Source organism: Peribacillus sp. NPDC096622 (assembly GCF_044762665.1).
Taxonomy (GTDB): domain Bacteria; phylum Bacillota; class Bacilli; order Bacillales; family DSM-1321; genus Peribacillus; species Peribacillus frigoritolerans_B.
On record NZ_JBIWES010000004.1, the window covers coordinates 316,232 to 332,664 of the forward strand.

The 16,433-nt window shown below is 36.4% G+C and carries 14 protein-coding genes and 6 pseudogenes; 4 read left to right on the forward strand and 16 right to left on the reverse strand.

Going from position 1 to position 16,433, the window contains the following annotated elements:
- Positions 1-593: 593 nt before the first annotated feature.
- From ACIQYG_RS10395 to ACIQYG_RS10410, 5 genes and pseudogenes are all read right to left on the reverse strand, one after another.
- Positions 594-776 (reverse strand): YolD-like family protein, encoded by a 183-nt coding sequence (locus ACIQYG_RS10395; protein ID WP_034307388.1) that lies wholly within the window; start codon positions 774-776, stop codon positions 594-596.
- An 819-nt stretch (positions 777-1,595) separates the two neighbouring features.
- Positions 1,596-1,775 (reverse strand): helix-turn-helix domain-containing protein, encoded by a 180-nt coding sequence (locus tag ACIQYG_RS26955; RefSeq protein WP_483878388.1) that lies wholly within the window; start codon positions 1,773-1,775, stop codon positions 1,596-1,598.
- Between the two features lie 57 nt (positions 1,776-1,832).
- Positions 1,833-1,991 (reverse strand): annotated as a pseudogene (locus ACIQYG_RS26960) (AAA-type ATPase lid domain-containing protein); the annotation flags it as partial.
- Between the two features lie 18 nt (positions 1,992-2,009).
- Positions 2,010-2,629, reverse strand: a pseudogene (locus ACIQYG_RS10405) (sigma 54-interacting transcriptional regulator).
- An 11-nt stretch (positions 2,630-2,640) separates the two neighbouring features.
- Positions 2,641-2,841: a hypothetical protein gene (locus ACIQYG_RS10410; RefSeq protein WP_402837690.1), complete on the reverse strand. Its 201-nt coding sequence runs from the start codon at positions 2,839-2,841 to the stop codon at positions 2,641-2,643.
- Between the two features lie 450 nt (positions 2,842-3,291).
- Between ACIQYG_RS10410 and ACIQYG_RS10415 the strand changes: the two are divergent.
- A pseudogene (locus tag ACIQYG_RS10415) lies at positions 3,292-3,483 on the forward strand (transposase domain-containing protein); the annotation flags it as partial.
- Positions 3,484-3,545: 62 nt separating this feature from the next.
- Here the strand turns inward: ACIQYG_RS10415 and ACIQYG_RS10420 are convergent.
- Positions 3,546-4,085, reverse strand: coding sequence for an ECF transporter S component (locus ACIQYG_RS10420; RefSeq protein WP_133346028.1), 540 nt, complete (start codon positions 4,083-4,085; stop codon positions 3,546-3,548).
- 208 nt (positions 4,086-4,293) lie between these two features.
- Here ACIQYG_RS10420 and ACIQYG_RS10425 point away from each other — a divergent pair, with 208 nt between their 5' ends.
- Positions 4,294-5,142 (forward strand): pyridoxamine kinase, encoded by an 849-nt coding sequence (locus tag ACIQYG_RS10425; protein ID WP_053346497.1) that lies wholly within the window; start codon positions 4,294-4,296, stop codon positions 5,140-5,142.
- 151 nt (positions 5,143-5,293) lie between these two features.
- Here the strand turns inward: ACIQYG_RS10425 and ACIQYG_RS10430 are convergent, their stop codons facing one another.
- The 3 genes and pseudogenes from ACIQYG_RS10430 to ACIQYG_RS26965 form a co-directional block, all read right to left on the reverse strand.
- Complete coding sequence (locus ACIQYG_RS10430; protein ID WP_402837699.1) at positions 5,294-5,908, reverse strand: DUF3267 domain-containing protein; 615 nt, start codon at positions 5,906-5,908, stop codon at positions 5,294-5,296.
- A gap of 616 nt (positions 5,909-6,524) precedes the next feature.
- Complete coding sequence (locus ACIQYG_RS10435) at positions 6,525-6,638, reverse strand: excalibur calcium-binding domain-containing protein (RefSeq protein ID WP_402837919.1); 114 nt, start codon at positions 6,636-6,638, stop codon at positions 6,525-6,527.
- 42 nt (positions 6,639-6,680) lie between these two features.
- Positions 6,681-6,775: pseudogene (locus tag ACIQYG_RS26965) on the reverse strand (IS6 family transposase); the annotation flags it as partial.
- A 313-nt stretch (positions 6,776-7,088) separates the two neighbouring features.
- On the opposite strand from ACIQYG_RS26965, the gene ACIQYG_RS10440 reads away from it, so the two are divergent.
- Positions 7,089-7,496, forward strand: coding sequence for a hypothetical protein (locus ACIQYG_RS10440; RefSeq protein ID WP_402837701.1), 408 nt, complete (start codon positions 7,089-7,091; stop codon positions 7,494-7,496).
- On the opposite strand, the pseudogene ACIQYG_RS10445 reads toward ACIQYG_RS10440, so the two are convergent.
- The 6 genes and pseudogenes from ACIQYG_RS10445 to ACIQYG_RS10470 form a co-directional block, all read right to left on the reverse strand.
- A pseudogene (locus tag ACIQYG_RS10445) lies at positions 7,497-8,041 on the reverse strand (transposase); the annotation flags it as partial.
- Positions 7,983-8,162 carry a hypothetical protein gene (locus tag ACIQYG_RS10450; protein ID WP_402837936.1) on the reverse strand — a complete coding sequence of 60 codons (180 nt, stop codon included), beginning with the start codon at positions 8,160-8,162 and terminating at the stop codon, positions 7,983-7,985. The gene ACIQYG_RS10450 and the pseudogene ACIQYG_RS10445, both read right to left, overlap by 59 nt.
- 1,143 nt (positions 8,163-9,305) lie before the next feature.
- Positions 9,306-10,586, reverse strand: a complete 1,281-nt coding sequence (locus tag ACIQYG_RS10455; RefSeq protein WP_402837703.1) for a M20 family metallopeptidase — start codon at positions 10,584-10,586, stop codon at positions 9,306-9,308.
- A gap of 285 nt (positions 10,587-10,871) precedes the next feature.
- Complete coding sequence (locus ACIQYG_RS10460) at positions 10,872-11,081, reverse strand: hypothetical protein (protein WP_402837705.1); 210 nt, start codon at positions 11,079-11,081, stop codon at positions 10,872-10,874.
- 612 nt (positions 11,082-11,693) lie between these two features.
- Positions 11,694-12,992 carry a PepSY-associated TM helix domain-containing protein gene (locus tag ACIQYG_RS10465; protein ID WP_402837707.1) on the reverse strand — a complete coding sequence of 433 codons (1,299 nt, stop codon included), beginning with the start codon at positions 12,990-12,992 and terminating at the stop codon, positions 11,694-11,696.
- Positions 12,993-13,091: 99 nt separating this feature from the next.
- Positions 13,092-13,667, reverse strand: coding sequence for a PepSY domain-containing protein (locus ACIQYG_RS10470; RefSeq protein WP_402837709.1), 576 nt, complete (start codon positions 13,665-13,667; stop codon positions 13,092-13,094).
- A 286-nt stretch (positions 13,668-13,953) separates the two neighbouring features.
- Between ACIQYG_RS10470 and ACIQYG_RS10475 the strand changes: the two are divergent.
- Positions 13,954-14,239: pseudogene (locus ACIQYG_RS10475) on the forward strand (hypothetical protein); the annotation flags it as partial.
- A gap of 22 nt (positions 14,240-14,261) precedes the next feature.
- Here the strand turns inward: ACIQYG_RS10475 and ACIQYG_RS10480 are convergent.
- Positions 14,262-15,737, reverse strand: a complete 1,476-nt coding sequence (locus ACIQYG_RS10480) for an alanine/glycine:cation symporter family protein (RefSeq protein ID WP_402837711.1) — start codon at positions 15,735-15,737, stop codon at positions 14,262-14,264.
- Positions 15,738-16,433: the final 696 nt, after the last annotated feature.

The window sequence follows — 16,433 nt, forward strand, 5'->3', positions numbered from 1 at the left end:
AACAATTAAGCGTCTTCTGCCGTATCGTTAATTTTAACGATTCATTGATAGTTAATTATTAGGGGAATCCCATTTATTCAGTGGAAGCAATTAGACTTTTTTTACTTAATTGAACGTACGTAATCTCAAAATTTATAATCTGACATCAATTATTACTGAAACTGTACGAACTAGATTAGTGATCGGAATAACGAAACCTGCTCTTGTGAAGTAAATTGGGTTTAATGGGGCTAATTAAAGAAAACTTTATATTAAAGAAGATTATTTCCTGGAGAAACAAAACCTAAAATTATCTCTTATAAATATTAATTTTTTCATACATTCCATAGTTAATCGCACCCAAACTTTCTTACGAACACCATATTGATAAATTCCACACGAAGGATACTGGCCATCTATAAAGTATAAAAACTATATTTATCAATCCGGAAATGCGGAGCCCCATTTTTTTCAATACTGAAAAATTACTAACTGCAGGAATGCTAAACTGACCAGCTTTCCATATATAAAAAAAAGAACCTCTAGTAAAATACTAAAGATTCGGGATTAATAAATATATTGTAATTTTAATATGGTAAATGAAAGTATTTAAATTAATATATTTCCATAATACGAGATAAACGAATAGAGAAAATCTTTTGATTTTCATCCTTTAAGGAAAGGGTTTGTTCATTAAGGTTAAGTTTATGCAATTGACCCTTACATGTTTTTAATACTCCTTCTTTATAATAAATGATGGTTGTTATACCCTTTTTTTTCAACGATTTCAAGATCATCTGATTATCTCCTTTCTGTCTATTCAATTATTTATTAAATTTGTATGATAAGTGGTGCAATACTATGAAATCAATTAGGATATATATATTATATAACGAAAACGGTAAGCGTTTTCATTATTGTTGTGAACAATTTGTGAAAGTTTGAACATTAGAATATTTTAGGAAAATCAGATAGCCTAGGAAATAGTAAAATCAATAATAAAAAAATGAATATTAAGTGAATTGACTTTTAGACTGAAAATTACTTAACGTATAATATCTGGGTTATCGGTCAACAACTAGATGGGAAGATCACCATTTTGCAAAAAACTATAAATAATCAATCTATATCAAACGGTACATTTAAACGATCGCTCCCATTACAGTACGTCATGATCATCCGCCACCAATAAGAAGAAATCCGGTCTTATAATAAGATTGTAGCGTATACACAAAATTATACTGGCTTTAATCCATTTTCTTTAAATACGACTATTGAACAAGATATCAAAAGACGACTAAGCGTTTCTATAAGAAAGCTTTGCCGTCTTTTTGTTTGAGAAGTGTACTTTTAAACAGAATTGAATTGAAAAGTATCAAAAGAATATTAATTATACTTGGCATCATCTTAAAACGATCCAATATAAAACTTATTACTTCATTACCTTCTATAAACAGTTTGTGGGAATATTCTAATAAATAATTGTAAATTGCTTTAATTCCTGAAACTTTGATATCGACTACACGTTGATTGACAAGCTTGTCTTAGATACTAATAGATTCCGCCTAAAGGTATTTCTAAAAGGAAGAAAACAACCCTTCTTCTTTGAATCGCCATTATTCCATCTCCTTCAGCTTCGTCCACAATGTCGTCCGACTAATCCCAAGGAATTTCGCCAACTTTGCTCGGTCATATCCAGACGTCATGTCTAGTTTCCTGATAATCTGGTTTTCCATTTCTGCCAAAGTACCTTTTTCCACCGTAATAAACTTCTCCCCTACTTGTTGCTTATCCATTATTTGCTCATGTAAGAGGTCGATAACTACATCCACCGGATTATTAACACTTTGAGTTAGCACAACACATCTTTGTATGAAGTTTTTTAATTCTCGAACATTTCCAGACCAATGATATTGTTGGAGAAGATGCAACCAGGATTCCGGTAAATTAGCTTGCAGATCATGGGTTCTGTCGATTTCCTCTAGAAATCTTTTGGCCAATAGCGGAATATCCTCGAATCGCTCATTTAGCTATGGAAGACGGAGTGTGAGAGCGTTAAGACGGTAGTAGAGATCTTCCCGGAATTGCCCCTGCTCAATAGACTGCAGTAGATTACGATTCGTGGCGGCGATAATACGAACATCTACGGGAATCACTCGATCGCCGCCTATACGCATTACCTCTCGATTCTGCAACACACGTAGAGCCGGGCTTGCAATACCACGCTCAGTTCCCCAATTTCGTCCAAGAAAATTGTCCCTCTATGAGCAAGTTCAAACAGACCTGACTTCCCTCCCTTACGCGCCCCGGTGAAGGCTCCCTCTTCATAACCAAACAGTTCGCTCTCTACTAGGTTATCAGGAAGGGCGGCACAGTTTATTGCGACAAATGGACCTTTTTCTCTGCGACTCGCTTGATGAATTGAGTGCGCGAATAATTTCTTACCTGTACCACTCTCACCTGTAAGCAAAACCGTAAAATCTGTTTTGGCAAACTGAATTCCACGATCCACCACTTTCTGAAATGCCGAGGTACAACCAATGAGATCATTGAACTTGTATCGGGCAACGAGTCCCTTGTCATGGATTTTTTTACGAATTTTCCCTTCTAAAGTCTGAATATGACTAGCTGTCTGAAAGCTTACTACCATGTTTCCTCGACCTAAAAGGCGACGATTAACCAAATTTTGATGCCGTTGAGGTCCATTAAATCTTCCTCTAATTCACTATCTTCCACTAGCAAGGGTCCTAACACAGGATGCTTTTCAAACTCTTGACGTTTTAGACCAATGACATCTTTAGCATTTATGTTCAACAATTTTTCAGCAGCTGGGTTAAAAATGATGATGGAGGAGTCCCCCATTAATTGAGATTACACCATCTGTAGATAGTTTCAAAATGGTATTGCTACGTCTGATAATCTCCTGTTTCTGCCTAGCCTTAATCTGTTCGTTTTGATTAATCCGTAACAAATTTATCGTTTGTTTAAGGGTCTCTCGAAGTGTTTCACGCTCGATTTCTACAATCACACCTCTCATTCCCAAATGCTGAGCCAACTCAATAATTCTTCCAAAGGACACAACAGTGTTATAGCCTTGCCGCTTGGCATGGAGGGTTTGCCGTATCCACCCAAATCGATTGGTATAAAAAAAGGCGTAATCTCTAAGTTGGCAATACGGGCGAAGTGTTGAAGATCATCTGCCTTTTTATCTTTCCTAGGATAAATGACAGCCAGCTGGCCACCGAATTCCCGAGCTTTATAAAAGGCCTAGCAAATCTTAACTCGAAATGTCGATACTGATGCATGGTAACGATACCGTATAGTGTGGTTGAAACGGCAAAAGAGTACGATTTGAGTCCCTATCATTATCTTGGCTATTTGTTTGAAACCCTACCAAATATGGATCTTACGAATAAAAAAGAAATAGATAAAGTCTTGCCGTGGTCATCTAGTTTACCCTCTGCATGCAGAGTACCGATAAAAAGGGAAGCAAACAAAACATAGTCCCGAAATACACCATCCATGTAGTATTTGGGGGCTACTTGACGTTTACCTTTATAGCGAATTTACTTAAAATAAGGAACCTTTTTCAAAGCCACACAAACTGGAACGGCAACGATAATTCCTAATATATTTTGAACGAGATCTCCAGGTATCGAAGCTAAAGGTGCAATCCAATTACCGTATAGAATCCCTTCACCAATATAATAAACAGCTATCATAAATGGAATGGAAACGATTGTTGCTATTACATTGAAAGCAATGCTAGTACCGTTGCGACCCTTTGACCAAGCGATTTTACCAACTATATATCCTTGCAAACCACGCGCCACAATGGTGATAGGTGCCCACAATGCCCACCCTCCAACTATATCAAATAACCCCATTCCTATCGCACCAGCAAGAGCTGCTTTTTTAGGACCAAATAAAATAGATGCAATAAAAAGCATAGCTGTTCCTAGATGAACTAACCCTCCATTTGCGGCAATTGGCAGTTTAATATTCAAAAAGAAAGTAGATAGGAACACAAGTGCAATCAACATTGCGGTAATAATTAAATCCATAGTTTTTTGACTTGACCTTGAATAACTTTGTGTATTTTGCATATCTGTAAACCTTCCTAACTAGAATTTCCTATGATTTTAGCAAAAGACTGGTGTCTATAAAAGTGTCAATTTATTAAAAAACTATGAGGTCAGTTGATAAAAAATACAGATATTATACGTATTGAAAAGAGAGAGGAGATGACTGTTTTTAGCTGATTTATGATAAGATAAATAAAGTTTAAAGTGGATAGGCCATATGGAGGTTATTATGAAAAAAGTTGCTGTACTACAGGATTTATCATCTTTTGGAAAATGTTCATTAACAGCTGCAATTCCGGTTCTTTCGGTCATGGGCGTGCAGGCATGCCCTTTACCAACGGCCATATTGACTGCGCAAACCGGATATCCAAGTTTTTTTTGTGAAGATTTTACATCCAAAATGAAATACTTCATAGAAGAATGGAGCAAGCTTAATGTAACCTTTGATGGAATCTATACCGGCTTCGTTACTGGTGAAGAGCAAATTAATAATATTTTCCATTTTTTAGATAAATTTTATACAAAAGAAACCATTTTACTTGTTGATCCAGTAATGGGGGATATAGGAGAAGTCTATAAACTTTTTACCGATGAATTACTGGTACTTATGAGAGAACTGGTGAAGCGTGCAGATGTCATTACACCAAATGTTACAGAGTGCTGTTTATTAACCGGATTGTCTTATGAAAAGCTGCATAGCTATTCAAACGAAGAGGACTATATTAAAGCGATAGAAGAAGCCGGGAATATGTTGCAGCAAGAAACAGGAGCTCAGGTTATCATCACTGGAATGAATCCACCGTCAGCAGATTCAGAGAAGCAGTTTATCGGAAATATGTATTTGGACGGAAGTAGAACCTTTTATAGTGCGACGCAGTATAACGGTGAAAGCTATTCAGGTACTGGTGATTTATTTGCATCTGTGATTATGGGAAGCATGATGCGTGGAGAGAACCTAGAAAAATCCGTACAGCTCGCAGTGGCATTCCTGACAGAGGCTATCAATGATTCCTCCTTGGAGCAAATTCCTAAAGTAGAAGGAGTTAACTTCGAAAAGTATTTACGAATGTTATTATGAATGCTTTAAAAAATGGAAAAAAATAGAGTAACAAAAGCTCGGCTTTTTGACTAACCGAGCTTTTTGTATAAATCAAATAGTACTTATATTTTGCCGAATATTGTAAAAAATCTCACTTAAATAATAAGGAAACTTTCTATTTACAGTTTTCTTATTTAAGTGATTTTTTCCAATAAGTGTATGGTCCATTACTTTTCAGAATTGCATTATTCGGTACCTGTTTAATTATAAGTAGGAGATTAAGTATATCAACTGATGATGCCATTGAGTTTAGAATTATCAAAAATTTCAGTGGCGGTGTTAATAGTCCAAATACACCTAATATTAATGGGAAAATTATTGAAATAATCATGAAGGGAGCAATTGTAATGAAGATATACCTTGATTTTAAAATCTCTTCTTCCGTTATCACATAACCCCCGAAAAGAGTAAGTCCTACATATGTTTTTTCTGATTTAATAAAATTAGGAATGAAAATCAAATGAAGTAATTCGTGAAGTATTAAAAGGAAGACTAGCAAAAAGATAATACCTAGGTTAATTGTTATTGATATTGAACTTGATGTCAGTCCAAAGTCGCTTAAAGAAATATTGGAAAAGATATTTATTATCCCAATAGAGATAATGGCAGCGACGATCATTAAAGGGATAGATAACAAAATAGCACTTATTAAATTCTTAGGTTCTTTCATCGGAACCCATCCATTTTTAATTAGGTCCAAATGTAAACGTTGGTTACTTTTTGGTAATTTGTTTACTATTTTCATTAAAATCCACCACTCATACCTTAATTCAAGAAAATTGCGTACCTACCTTACCCTAATAGTTTAATTAACAGCCTCCATATTCACTTCTACATTTTTTTAATTCGCGTTATGTAAATTTTCATCTTATAAATTCAACATACTCACCTAACACTACACTTTGAACTTTCCATCCTGCCTCATTGAATATACCCTCCATTTGCCCACCAGGTGCTTTTTAAATAGTTATAGAAAGCATCATACTTGCTCATATTTCACCTCCGTAATATAGCCTCTTTATCAAGCTACCTCTAATTACTGTATAACTTGATTATACAAAATAGAAATGGGTAAACACCTTTTTACATATCCTTTAAATAAAAATGATATGATAACAATGTATTACCACTATAGGAGGATTCCATGAAAAAAGTTATCAACGTAGTAGCTGCCATTATTGAAAACGAGGAACATGAAATACTTTGTGTTTTACGCTCTCAATTAAACTTCAAAAAAATTCAATCTATTTTTCCACATGGGCCCCTCATTCCTCAAATAATTTCCATACCCCTATTTATCCTTTTGTTTATAACAAAAAACTCTTACTCGTCACATTTCAAGTAAGTGTTGAAATAGGTTTTTATCTTTCGCAAGCATATCCATCTTTATCACGCCCCATTTTTGCTTGATAAGTTAGATGTGATTTAGTTACTCCATTTGGATAGACTTTTATCGGTTCTGGTGCAAAAATTATTTGATAGAGACATAGAACCTACACGGATTGTTCAATGACAGGTTATGATGTAATTCCAAGCAATTGATGTATGAATCCTACTTCATTTTGTGCAGACTCCACCTGTGGGTGAAGTTGTAATTTTTCATCATATGCATCTTATTTGTAGTTGTAGGAAATTTATATATTCTATCGATATTAATGTTAAAATACAAATATTCATATTTTTACCTTATTCTTACCTTATGGTTGTTACTACTTCGTAGCAACCGTTTGTATGAACCAATTCTATATGTGTTTATTTGAACTATCGCACTTAACAGCCTAGAGTTCTGTTTAAAGTGGAGAATTCCTTCGAACATCAGCTGACCGGGTTAGCGGTTTTTAGAACATAAAGCTTCTCTCTTTGTAATTAAACTCTTTTTCTTTCATTGATTAGAGGTGTTGAAAAAAGTGGAGATTAATAATTAGTTGTTAAACAAAATAAGAATGCATACGGTTAAATTTGTATTAAACCGAGATAATAATAATACTAAAAATTGGGCTAATTTGGAAAGGAAAGGTAATAAATATATCTTTAATATTGTGATTTACAAGATTGATCCGGAAAAAGCTGTGTTTTCTAATAAAACGGTAAAATCACCTGACCCAGAGTTCTATTACAATGCGTTTTTGTCAGAAAAGGTATTTAATTTAATATTAAAATCTAAAGATTTTACACAGTACCGAGAAAAATACAATATAAAATTTGATTTAAAGAAAGTATATGACACTAAGCAAATAACAGAGCGAGAGGAGAACCTTAAGAATCTTATTAAAGTAGCATTAGAAAGATATAAATACATTGATGCGATTTGCAATTCTGGGGAATATCGTTAATCATGCTAAATCTAGGAATGCTTCTTTTCTCTTTAATAAAGCGTAAATCCAATGAAGTAACTTATTCATACAGGAACGATTGACACTTTGGCCGGTTTTCCTTCTGATTTTTTCTTTTCATAGAAGGCTTAAGTTTTTTGTTCCTTGAACTTCTTATGCCGCATAGTACGGCAAGATACAGAGAATGACGTATCTGCTCGAACCTCTTTTAAAATACTATTAATGGTTGCCGTAAACTTACCCCATGAGTGAACACTTGGTTCTCCAGCGAAGGCAACCAGTTTTTTCGGATGATTAAACCGATTGATTTCACCAATTTCAGAGATAATCGTGGCTGCGAGTTTTTCTCCGATACCGGGAATCGATTGGATGATCTTATATTCATCCAATTCATTTGCCAGGGCCACTATACGATCTTCCAAATCAGAGAGGTGTCTGGTAATGAAAAGCAACTCAATATACATACGAAGATTGATTACGTGACTTTCATACACGCTTTTTTGAAGTGGATTTCGAGATGTGGAGTACATTGTTTTTTTGCTTTTCCCCATGCCCATTCACATATTCGCCGCTTAATTCTTTGACCGAATTACCCGAGTGATAAAGATTTGCAATAGTCTTCTTGAATTCATTATTATATTTTTTACCTGTATTTTTACGTTCCAAGACGGACACATCCTCTCAAAAATCATTGTAAGGACTTAACTAAAATGTGTCCATGAAACTATACTAACTCCAGAAGTAACTATTTCAAAAAGACTAAACACAGTCGGTTAAAGTAAAGAACTTTAATTTAACATAATTTTAACCGCAACACGGAAATTCTGTGTTGCGGTTTTTTATAAGTAATATAATGCAAGTTTGAAAATACCGTGATACAAGATAAATAGTGGATTTTATTGAAGAAAGAACTCATTTGTTAATCCCCCAACAATCTGTATTGTTCTGATTCAATCTCTATAGCGTCTCTAGTATAAGATTGTATTTTGATATATGCATAATCCTCAGGTTTTAAGTTCATTTTTCTGACTGATAACTTTGCAAAATCAGAATCATGCGTACTAATTATTACTTGTCTATTATCTATTAATATTAGATTAGCAATAACATCTATAAAAGAATATGCATTAATATCATCTAAATTTTGGAAAGGATCATCAATGCCTATAACATTTAACTTACTCCAATTCTGAGATTTATTTAATGCTAAGAATATACTCATTGCTAATATTGTGGATTGTGCTGCACTTTAAGTGAGACTAGCATTTATAGACTCATTAATATTTTCATCCAAAACTTCGTATTCCAATTCCTTATCATTCATAAGTACAAATAACTCATTTTTCTTTGTCATTAAATTAATATAATTAAAATAAGGATGAGGAGAAATTTGTCTGAAGTAATTATTTATTGTAAATGATAATCCTCCCAAGTATTGATTAATTAAAGAACTCTGAACTTCAGTATGGTATGTTATAAGATTTTTTAATTGTTCATCCATAATTAAATATTGATCAAGTTGCTTTTGGTGACCTGTTTTTACACTATGTTGGCTGCACCTTATGACTATGGGGCAGCGCCAGGAAAATGCGGGTTTACAACGTTAAGCTGTTCCAGGAAGTGGATATCGTTGGTGCAGCAACGATAAATGTGTTGAGACAAGTTATACGAGACACTAGTAAGCCTTGTTTCAGGTAATATTGACCCCATAGCAACAGCTAGACCCTATTGATACAAGGGATTCTATCTTAACGTTATAAATTGTCAAAATCCTGACGTTACCCTACATAAATTTTAGTAAAAATAGATTTAAAATGACCGAAGATACTTGACTGCGGTCTCAGCATATATCTCGGCAGATTCTATTAAGTTCTCCACTGAAACCTGCTCATCGTACCCATGGATGGTGTATTCCAGCCCAGGACCGTAAAGGACGGTATCAATGCTATGGCGCCGGAAGTGACTGGCATCACTTGAACCAAGCAAAAGTACGCTGAAGACGGGTTCCTCCATTCCGAGGACACGCTGGATTCCCAGTTCCATGGCCCTCACAATTGGACGATTCTCTAAGGTCCAATTCGGGTCAGTGCATGGTTCCATTGGCTCTACAACCGCACCTGGCGCTGCAGCACTAACAAGATTCCTGGCGACATCAAGTACAAACTCGGACTTCATACCGAATGGAACCCGGGTATCCACTTTAATGATACACTTATCTGCGACAACGTTCACATTTGTCCCGCCCTGGATTACACCTGGATTGTAAGAGGGTCGATAAAGTAACTGTGACAATAAGGGATTTCCCGGATACTGAGATAGGAGCCACTCAGTATTGTACAAAAGTTGACAAGGCTCTGCAGGAGGAGTTACCTTAAGCTCCCATAGCTTCGTTAGTGCTTCGACCGCGGCTGCCCCTCTTCGTATGGCGGAGATTCCATAAAGCGGGTGTAGGCTGCCATGATCTGTCTGACCTGGTATGATCACCTGCATCCATGCCTTGCCCTTTTCGCCGGCATTCGGATGGTAGGGGTCCGTTGGTTCACCAATCAGGCAAGCATCACCCTTAATCAATCCTTGTTCCAGGAGCGAGGCCACCTCCATGCCGCCAGTCTCTTCATCCGGAGAGGCAATAACTCCCAGGCTACCTTTCAAATTAAGAGTGGGGGCGAACTCCTGAAGTAGTCCAGCCACAAAAACCAGTGATGCCAAGCCTCCTTTCATATCGGAGGCTCCCCTCCCCAAAAGCATACCCGCTCTGACTTCTCCTGAGAAAGGATCGAAGGTCCAATGTGAACGATCGCCTGCAGGTACGACATCTGTATGTCCACAAAATAGGAGCCGTGGACCAGGTACCCTTGTTAAGGGAGCATCACAGACCACGGTAACCAGCGCATTTTCGCTACGGCGGTGCTCGGTAATCAAGAACCCTTTTGCTGCTAGGTATCGGCTAATATGGCGCCCCATTTCTGCTGACTGCTTCTTAAACTCGGGCGATGGATTTTCAGATGGAATTCGAATAAATGAAGCAGCAAGTTCGACTAATTCCTGTTGCCTTGACCTTATCAACTGCCGGATTAATTTGGTACTCATATAAATACATCCCCTCCATGTCCGGCATTATCCGCATTATTTCTATACTATTCTATGTGCTGTTCCTAGATCATATTTCTGGGGATAAAGGGGAGGAAATATTTGATACGTGTTAAAGTCGCGCTCAATGCTATAGGGAAACTTAATAAGCCAAAGATGCATAAAGAAAGAGCTGCATTAAAGACAGCTCCGATTCTTATTTCACAATCTTTCTTGTCCAAAATGATATTTTCCTTTTTAACTGTTACTTTAAACGTTAGTTACTTAAGGAAAAAAATTATTGTATTATGTACAGCAAAATGTTGCCTTTTTTGTGGCATCTTCGGGAATAAAAACTTTATTATCCTTTATTTCGTATGGGATATCATTTTCCTTTAATTTTTTTGTGTCAACAGTCTCTCCCCATTGTACATATTCTCCAGAATAGTTTTTTTGACAACCACAAATTATTGTTAAAATAGTAATTAACGTAAAATACCTCATAAGTACCTTCATTATTTTAACTCCTGTTAGAATTTTTCGCAGAATTTCGTAGCTGATGCACCCGTTAGCTAAAAATCCAATTTATTTATCATTATCTAAATTCATCATCAAGAAAAGACTTTTTATTTTCTTTAATTCCATACTTATTTTCAAGAAATTGACGAGTTTTGGAACAAATAATAACTTAGGCACTCCTCCAAGGTTTTTTCAGACCTTCATGAGTGTCCCCTTACTTACCAATTATTGAACTGTTTATTCCTTTCCTTACTGCTGTTTCGATAACTATATATAGAATAAATAATCCAATAAAGCCGTAAAAAATTGAAAGTATAATCCCCATAATTTTAGCTCTCCTAATAAAATTCATTAATTTAATGTTACCATAAATTAGTAAAAGTGGTTAAACTATTAACATAGCTCTTCTTCAAGTAACCTGCCCCGTAAGTGCCATAAGAAAAAGGCTGCCTCAGCAACCTCTCTTATTGAAATAAAGCACCCGTTTAAAAACACCGAACTTACTTTTCTTAACGAAAAAAAGAGCATTAAACCTATGTTTAATACTCCTTCTCAGCTATTTAAATCGTAACTTAATCAAAAAATGAAAAATAACGTCTAAAGTGACATTTACCCAATCCACTGCTTTACTCGGTGAATCCGGCGAGTCACCAGCCAATCCAAAAGAAAAACAAAGAGCAAAGATACTCCTACCAATGGAAATATAATACTAAAAATTACAATAATCAAAGCTAAGCCTTTTTCCATCTTGAAATTCTTTGGTTGAGGAGGTGCACCTAGTTTGTTGTTAGGTTTTCGTTTCCACCACATCAAAATCCCTGTAACAACGATGAGCACGATTCCTATACAGATGATGAGCCCCACAATTTGATTTATCAAGCCAAGCTCGGCTCCAATGTGAAGATAATATCCCGTGGTAATGGCCTTTCCTAGAAGACCATAATCCTTGTATCGAGAATCGCTTAGTACTTTCCCATTGTATTGATCGATATGTAATGTAGCTTCATCTGTAGATTTGGGAAGGAAAACCTGTACAGTGTAGACTCCTTTTGGAGCATCAGGGAAGTACACATCATACCCCGGATATAATTTCCGGGATTCAGCAATCCTTACGATCTCATCGATGGAAATAGAGGAAACATTCCCTTTTGCCAGTTCGGTCGACTTCGGTGTTTCTCCCCATACAGGGGCTGGAATTCCCGTACCTGTGTTTGTCCCTATTTGTTGGACTTGCTGCCCCCAAAATCCAGTCCAAGGTAAACCGGTCAAGATTAAAAAAACAATACCCAATGACATGAGAAAGCCCGTCATTGCATGAATATCCCGCCAAAAGGCTCGCTTGCCCCGTTTTTGCCGGAGAATCAACCTTTTGAATACCCCCTTTCGATCCTTGGGCCTCCAGAGATACATGCCGGTGATTGAGAGAATCAAGCCCCAACACACTGCAAGTTCTATCAGTAGATCGCCAACTTTACCTACCATCAATTGACCATGCAACTTCTCTATTTTAGCCATGAATCGATCGGCATCATCTATTTCTCCAACGATTTTGCCATTATAGGGATTGACAAAAACCGTTAGTGATTTATTACCATCAAGAATCCCCACTTCTGAAGATCGATTTCCTTCAACACCAGGCTTGTATCGTGTGAATTGACCATCTGGATGAGATTCTTTTACTTTCTCAAATTGTTTGGAAGCTGGCAACTTCTGACCTTCTGCTTGAACATAGTAATAATTTTTATATAGGAGTGACTCGATCTCAGGCTTGAATAGATAAATACCTCCAGTTATTGCCAAAAGAATCAGAAATGGAGCGAATACCATCCCAGCGTAAAAATGCCACCTCCAAATGGCACCAGACAAGGAGTTTACGGTCCTACGTTCGTTATTTAGGACAATATTCAAATTGATATCTCCTTTCTTTCCGTCTTTTTTTGATATTTGATATAACGGGGTCATACCAGCAAAGTGTTGGCGGTATAAAAATGACAAAAAAATGGGGTATCACTTATTTATATCTTTATTACTTAGTTTAGCTATATTTTCCATGCTTTTTGCTTTTTTTCTTGTCATTAAACGCTTATAAAGTGGATAGCCCACCATATAATACCCGGAAAATGATAGTAGAATGAGAGATAAACCTGCGAATGTTAGTGCACTGTATCTATACCAATTACCAAAGAAGGATCCATCATGCAAAGTAATGAGGAAAGTTGAGTAATCTGGGTTTGTAGATAATACTTTTCCGGTACTCGCATCGATTTGAACACCTTGACTGTTATTAAAGCGAATCTGGTAAACATTTGCACTTGGTCTATATTCTATTCTAAAGATATCTTCTACCGATGTTACACCTGGAAGCCCCTGAGACGTGGCAATGGACACCACCTTATCCATAGGTATCGATTGACTTGGACTTGCCTCTTTCCCCGTCCTTAACTCATCAGCCACTCCGAGTGGTATCATATAAACAAGCAAGAGGCCTGTGACTGCTATGAACATAAAAAAAACAGATAAAATTAATCCTGCCCATTTATGTACTTTTCGACTTAATTGATATAACTTTACAGCATTTGACACTTTTCCTTCACCCCTATTTTGAAATTGTTTAAACCCCTTTATAAAGGCACTAGAGAACAAAAACATTAACAGAAATCCTAAACAGTACGGAGAGACAATTTGCCTCTTGCTAAATAGTGCATGTTGCCTTTCTTTCTTCAAGTAAACGCAATTTGTTGTGGCCCAATTGATTTCCGTCAAGGTCGATTAAAAAGAGATTTTTTTCAAGTTTCTTTGCTTCTTTCATCAAGTGGTTTTTATACTACTGTAGCTATAGTTCAAAACCGAAACTGTTGACCTGTTCACCGAATTCATCGGAACACTCGACTATGAAACCGGTGATCTTTTTTGCATAGATGAAGAACAGTATCACGCGAAGTTGATTCGACTTTATTAGAAGAGCATCAACTTCGCTTAGAACTGTTGATTTTACTTTAATTAAATCTGATTGAGGGATTGTGGAAAGGCTCAAATCAGATGTTGTTTATAATGTGTTCTATCAGTCAATGAAATCTCGAAAAATGTACAGGCTTTTAACCATCAGCTCAATCTAGTGCCTGAAAAATATTGAACGGTTATGCTCTAGAAGATAAAGTTTAAGTGGATTTGGATATGTTATTCAACTTTTCTCTTAGTTGAAGCGCATTCTTTACCTCTTTTATACTCTTCCTCCCAGTAATCGGCATTCTTAATCCCCAAAGCTTTGGGATCAAATACCGGGTCTAGTATCCCTTGCTTTTTCTGATTTTCATAGTCTTTCAAAGTAATTAATGCAGGTTTGGCGAGTATTAAAATCGCAATAATATTTAGCCACACCGTAATCCCTAAACCAGCATCTCCTAATGCCCAGGCTAAGGTGGCTTCATTAGCAGCACCATAGATAGATGCGGCTATAATAACAAATTTTAATATTAACATTGGCCAGCTACTGTTTTTACCACGGGTTAAGTAAGCGATATTTGTTTCAGCTATATAGTAATAAGCCATAATCGTCGTAAAAGTGAAGAAGAATAAAGCAACAGCCACAAATCCTGCACCAAATCCAGGGAATACACTGTCAATAGCAGCCTGAGTAAACCCAGGACCTACTTCAACTTCTGGTAAGTTATTTACCAGACGAGTACCATCCGCTGTTTCTGTATTGTACATCCCGGTAAATAGAATCATAAATGCTGTTGCAGAGCACACAAATAATGTATCAATATAAACAGAAAAAGCTTGAACTAATCCTTGTTGTGCCGGGTGCGACACTTCAGCAGCTGCCGCCGGATGTGCCCCTGTTCCTTGGCCTGCTTCATTTGAATAAAGTCCACGTTTTACTCCCCATAAAATCGCCATTCCAATCATTCCGCCAAACATAGAATCCATGGCAAAAGCACTCCTAAAAATTAGAGAAAATATCGCTGGGACTGCTGTAATATTCATGGCTATGATAACGAGAGCTAACAGGACATAACCCAAAGCCATAAACGGAACGATGATTGTAGCAGCAGTAGCAATTCTTTTAACCCCACCAAATATAATAATAGCTAATAAAAGACCAATAACTATTCCGGTTATATTCTTATCAATTCCAAATGCAGTATCGATCCCTAGCGCTATCGAATTTGACTGAACACCCGGCATAAGAATGGCAAGCGCAACAAGCATTGCTAAAGCAAAGGCAACTGCAAACCATTTCCAGCCAATTCCCTTTTCAATATAATAAGCTGGACCACCACGATATTGCCCATCTTGCTTTACCTTATAAATCTGTGCAAGAGTAGATTCAATATATGCACTAGATGCACCAATGAAAGCAATAACCCACATCCAAAAAACAGCGCCTGGTCCGCCGAAAAAAATAGCTGTTGCTACACCAGCGATATTCCCAGTTCCAACTCGGCCTGAAAGTGCTATAGATAAAGCTTGGAAAGATGACACTCCTGCTTCCGAACTTTTCCCTTGAAACATAACCCTTAACATTTCCTTAATTTGTCTGACCTGGACAAAACGTGATAAAATTGAAAAAAATAACCCAACACCCATTAACGCATAAATAACAGGAGTACTCCACAACAATCCATTTAATCCATTAACGAACTCTTCCATAAATAATCCCCCCTCGTATTGTTTTTTAAAAATCTATAAAAAACTAGCCATATAAAAAGAAAAAAGTAAGCGCTTTCAAATTAATTTAGTTTTAAAAACTCAAATCTTCCTCGGCTGAAGCCGACAAACGCATTACCATAAATTATTTCACCTCTTTAATTGTTAAGGACTCGCCCGTCACACAATCATTTCCTACACCCCCTCATTCTTTTTTAAAACAATAAAAAGGAGGCCATATTGACAGACGGATCCCGTCATCAATACAGCCCCCTATTTTCACTAAATAACTATAGGCTTTTAATTATTAAAATGTGGTCTTTTTTTGCAACTCCATTTAACCAACTTTTCCTTTTCCATACGCCAAATCATTAGCGTTCGCTCGCTTGTTAATGAGGATTCTTCCTCTTTTTCTGCAAACGCGTAAATGATTGCCTAGTGTTCGATGCTTCTGTCAAAATCAATTTTTAATTTTATGAATTAACTAATAACTCATCTCATTGTACGCGGAAACATACTGTTCAGTCAATATTTTTTTATCCAATCCATACGGACCATGATTATTAACTTTCTTAAAAGTTTAAATTTGGTCATAAATATATATGCACTTTTCTCACGACCAAAATAGGAATTGACCATCACCTTGTGAAAGCTTTATGCAAAGCCCTAGATGAAAAAGTTTCATTTATTTTCCATATT

What these genes read in the sequence shown, in the direction of transcription:
- ACIQYG_RS10410 (WP_402837690.1), bottom strand. Translation starts at nt 2,841, where the DNA reads ATGGGGGACTCCTCCATCATCATTTTTAACCCAGCTGCTGAAAAATTG.
- ACIQYG_RS10460 (WP_402837705.1), bottom strand. Translation starts at nt 11,081, where the DNA reads ATGAAGGTACTTATGAGGTATTTTACGTTAATTACTATTTTAACAATA.
- ACIQYG_RS10480 (WP_402837711.1), bottom strand. Translation starts at nt 15,737, where the DNA reads ATGGAAGAGTTCGTTAATGGATTAAATGGATTGTTGTGGAGTACTCCT.
- ACIQYG_RS10420 (WP_133346028.1), bottom strand. Translation starts at nt 4,085, where the DNA reads ATGCAAAATACACAAAGTTATTCAAGGTCAAGTCAAAAAACTATGGAT.
- ACIQYG_RS10425 (WP_053346497.1), top strand. Translation starts at nt 4,294, where the DNA reads ATGAAAAAAGTTGCTGTACTACAGGATTTATCATCTTTTGGAAAATGT.
- ACIQYG_RS26955 (WP_483878388.1), bottom strand. Translation starts at nt 1,775, where the DNA reads ATGGATAAGCAACAAGTAGGGGAGAAGTTTATTACGGTGGAAAAAGGT.
- ACIQYG_RS10430 (WP_402837699.1), bottom strand. Translation starts at nt 5,908, where the DNA reads ATGAAAATAGTAAACAAATTACCAAAAAGTAACCAACGTTTACATTTG.
- ACIQYG_RS10455 (WP_402837703.1), bottom strand. Translation starts at nt 10,586, where the DNA reads ATGAGTACCAAATTAATCCGGCAGTTGATAAGGTCAAGGCAACAGGAA.
- ACIQYG_RS10395 (WP_034307388.1), bottom strand. Translation starts at nt 776, where the DNA reads ATGATCTTGAAATCGTTGAAAAAAAAGGGTATAACAACCATCATTTAT.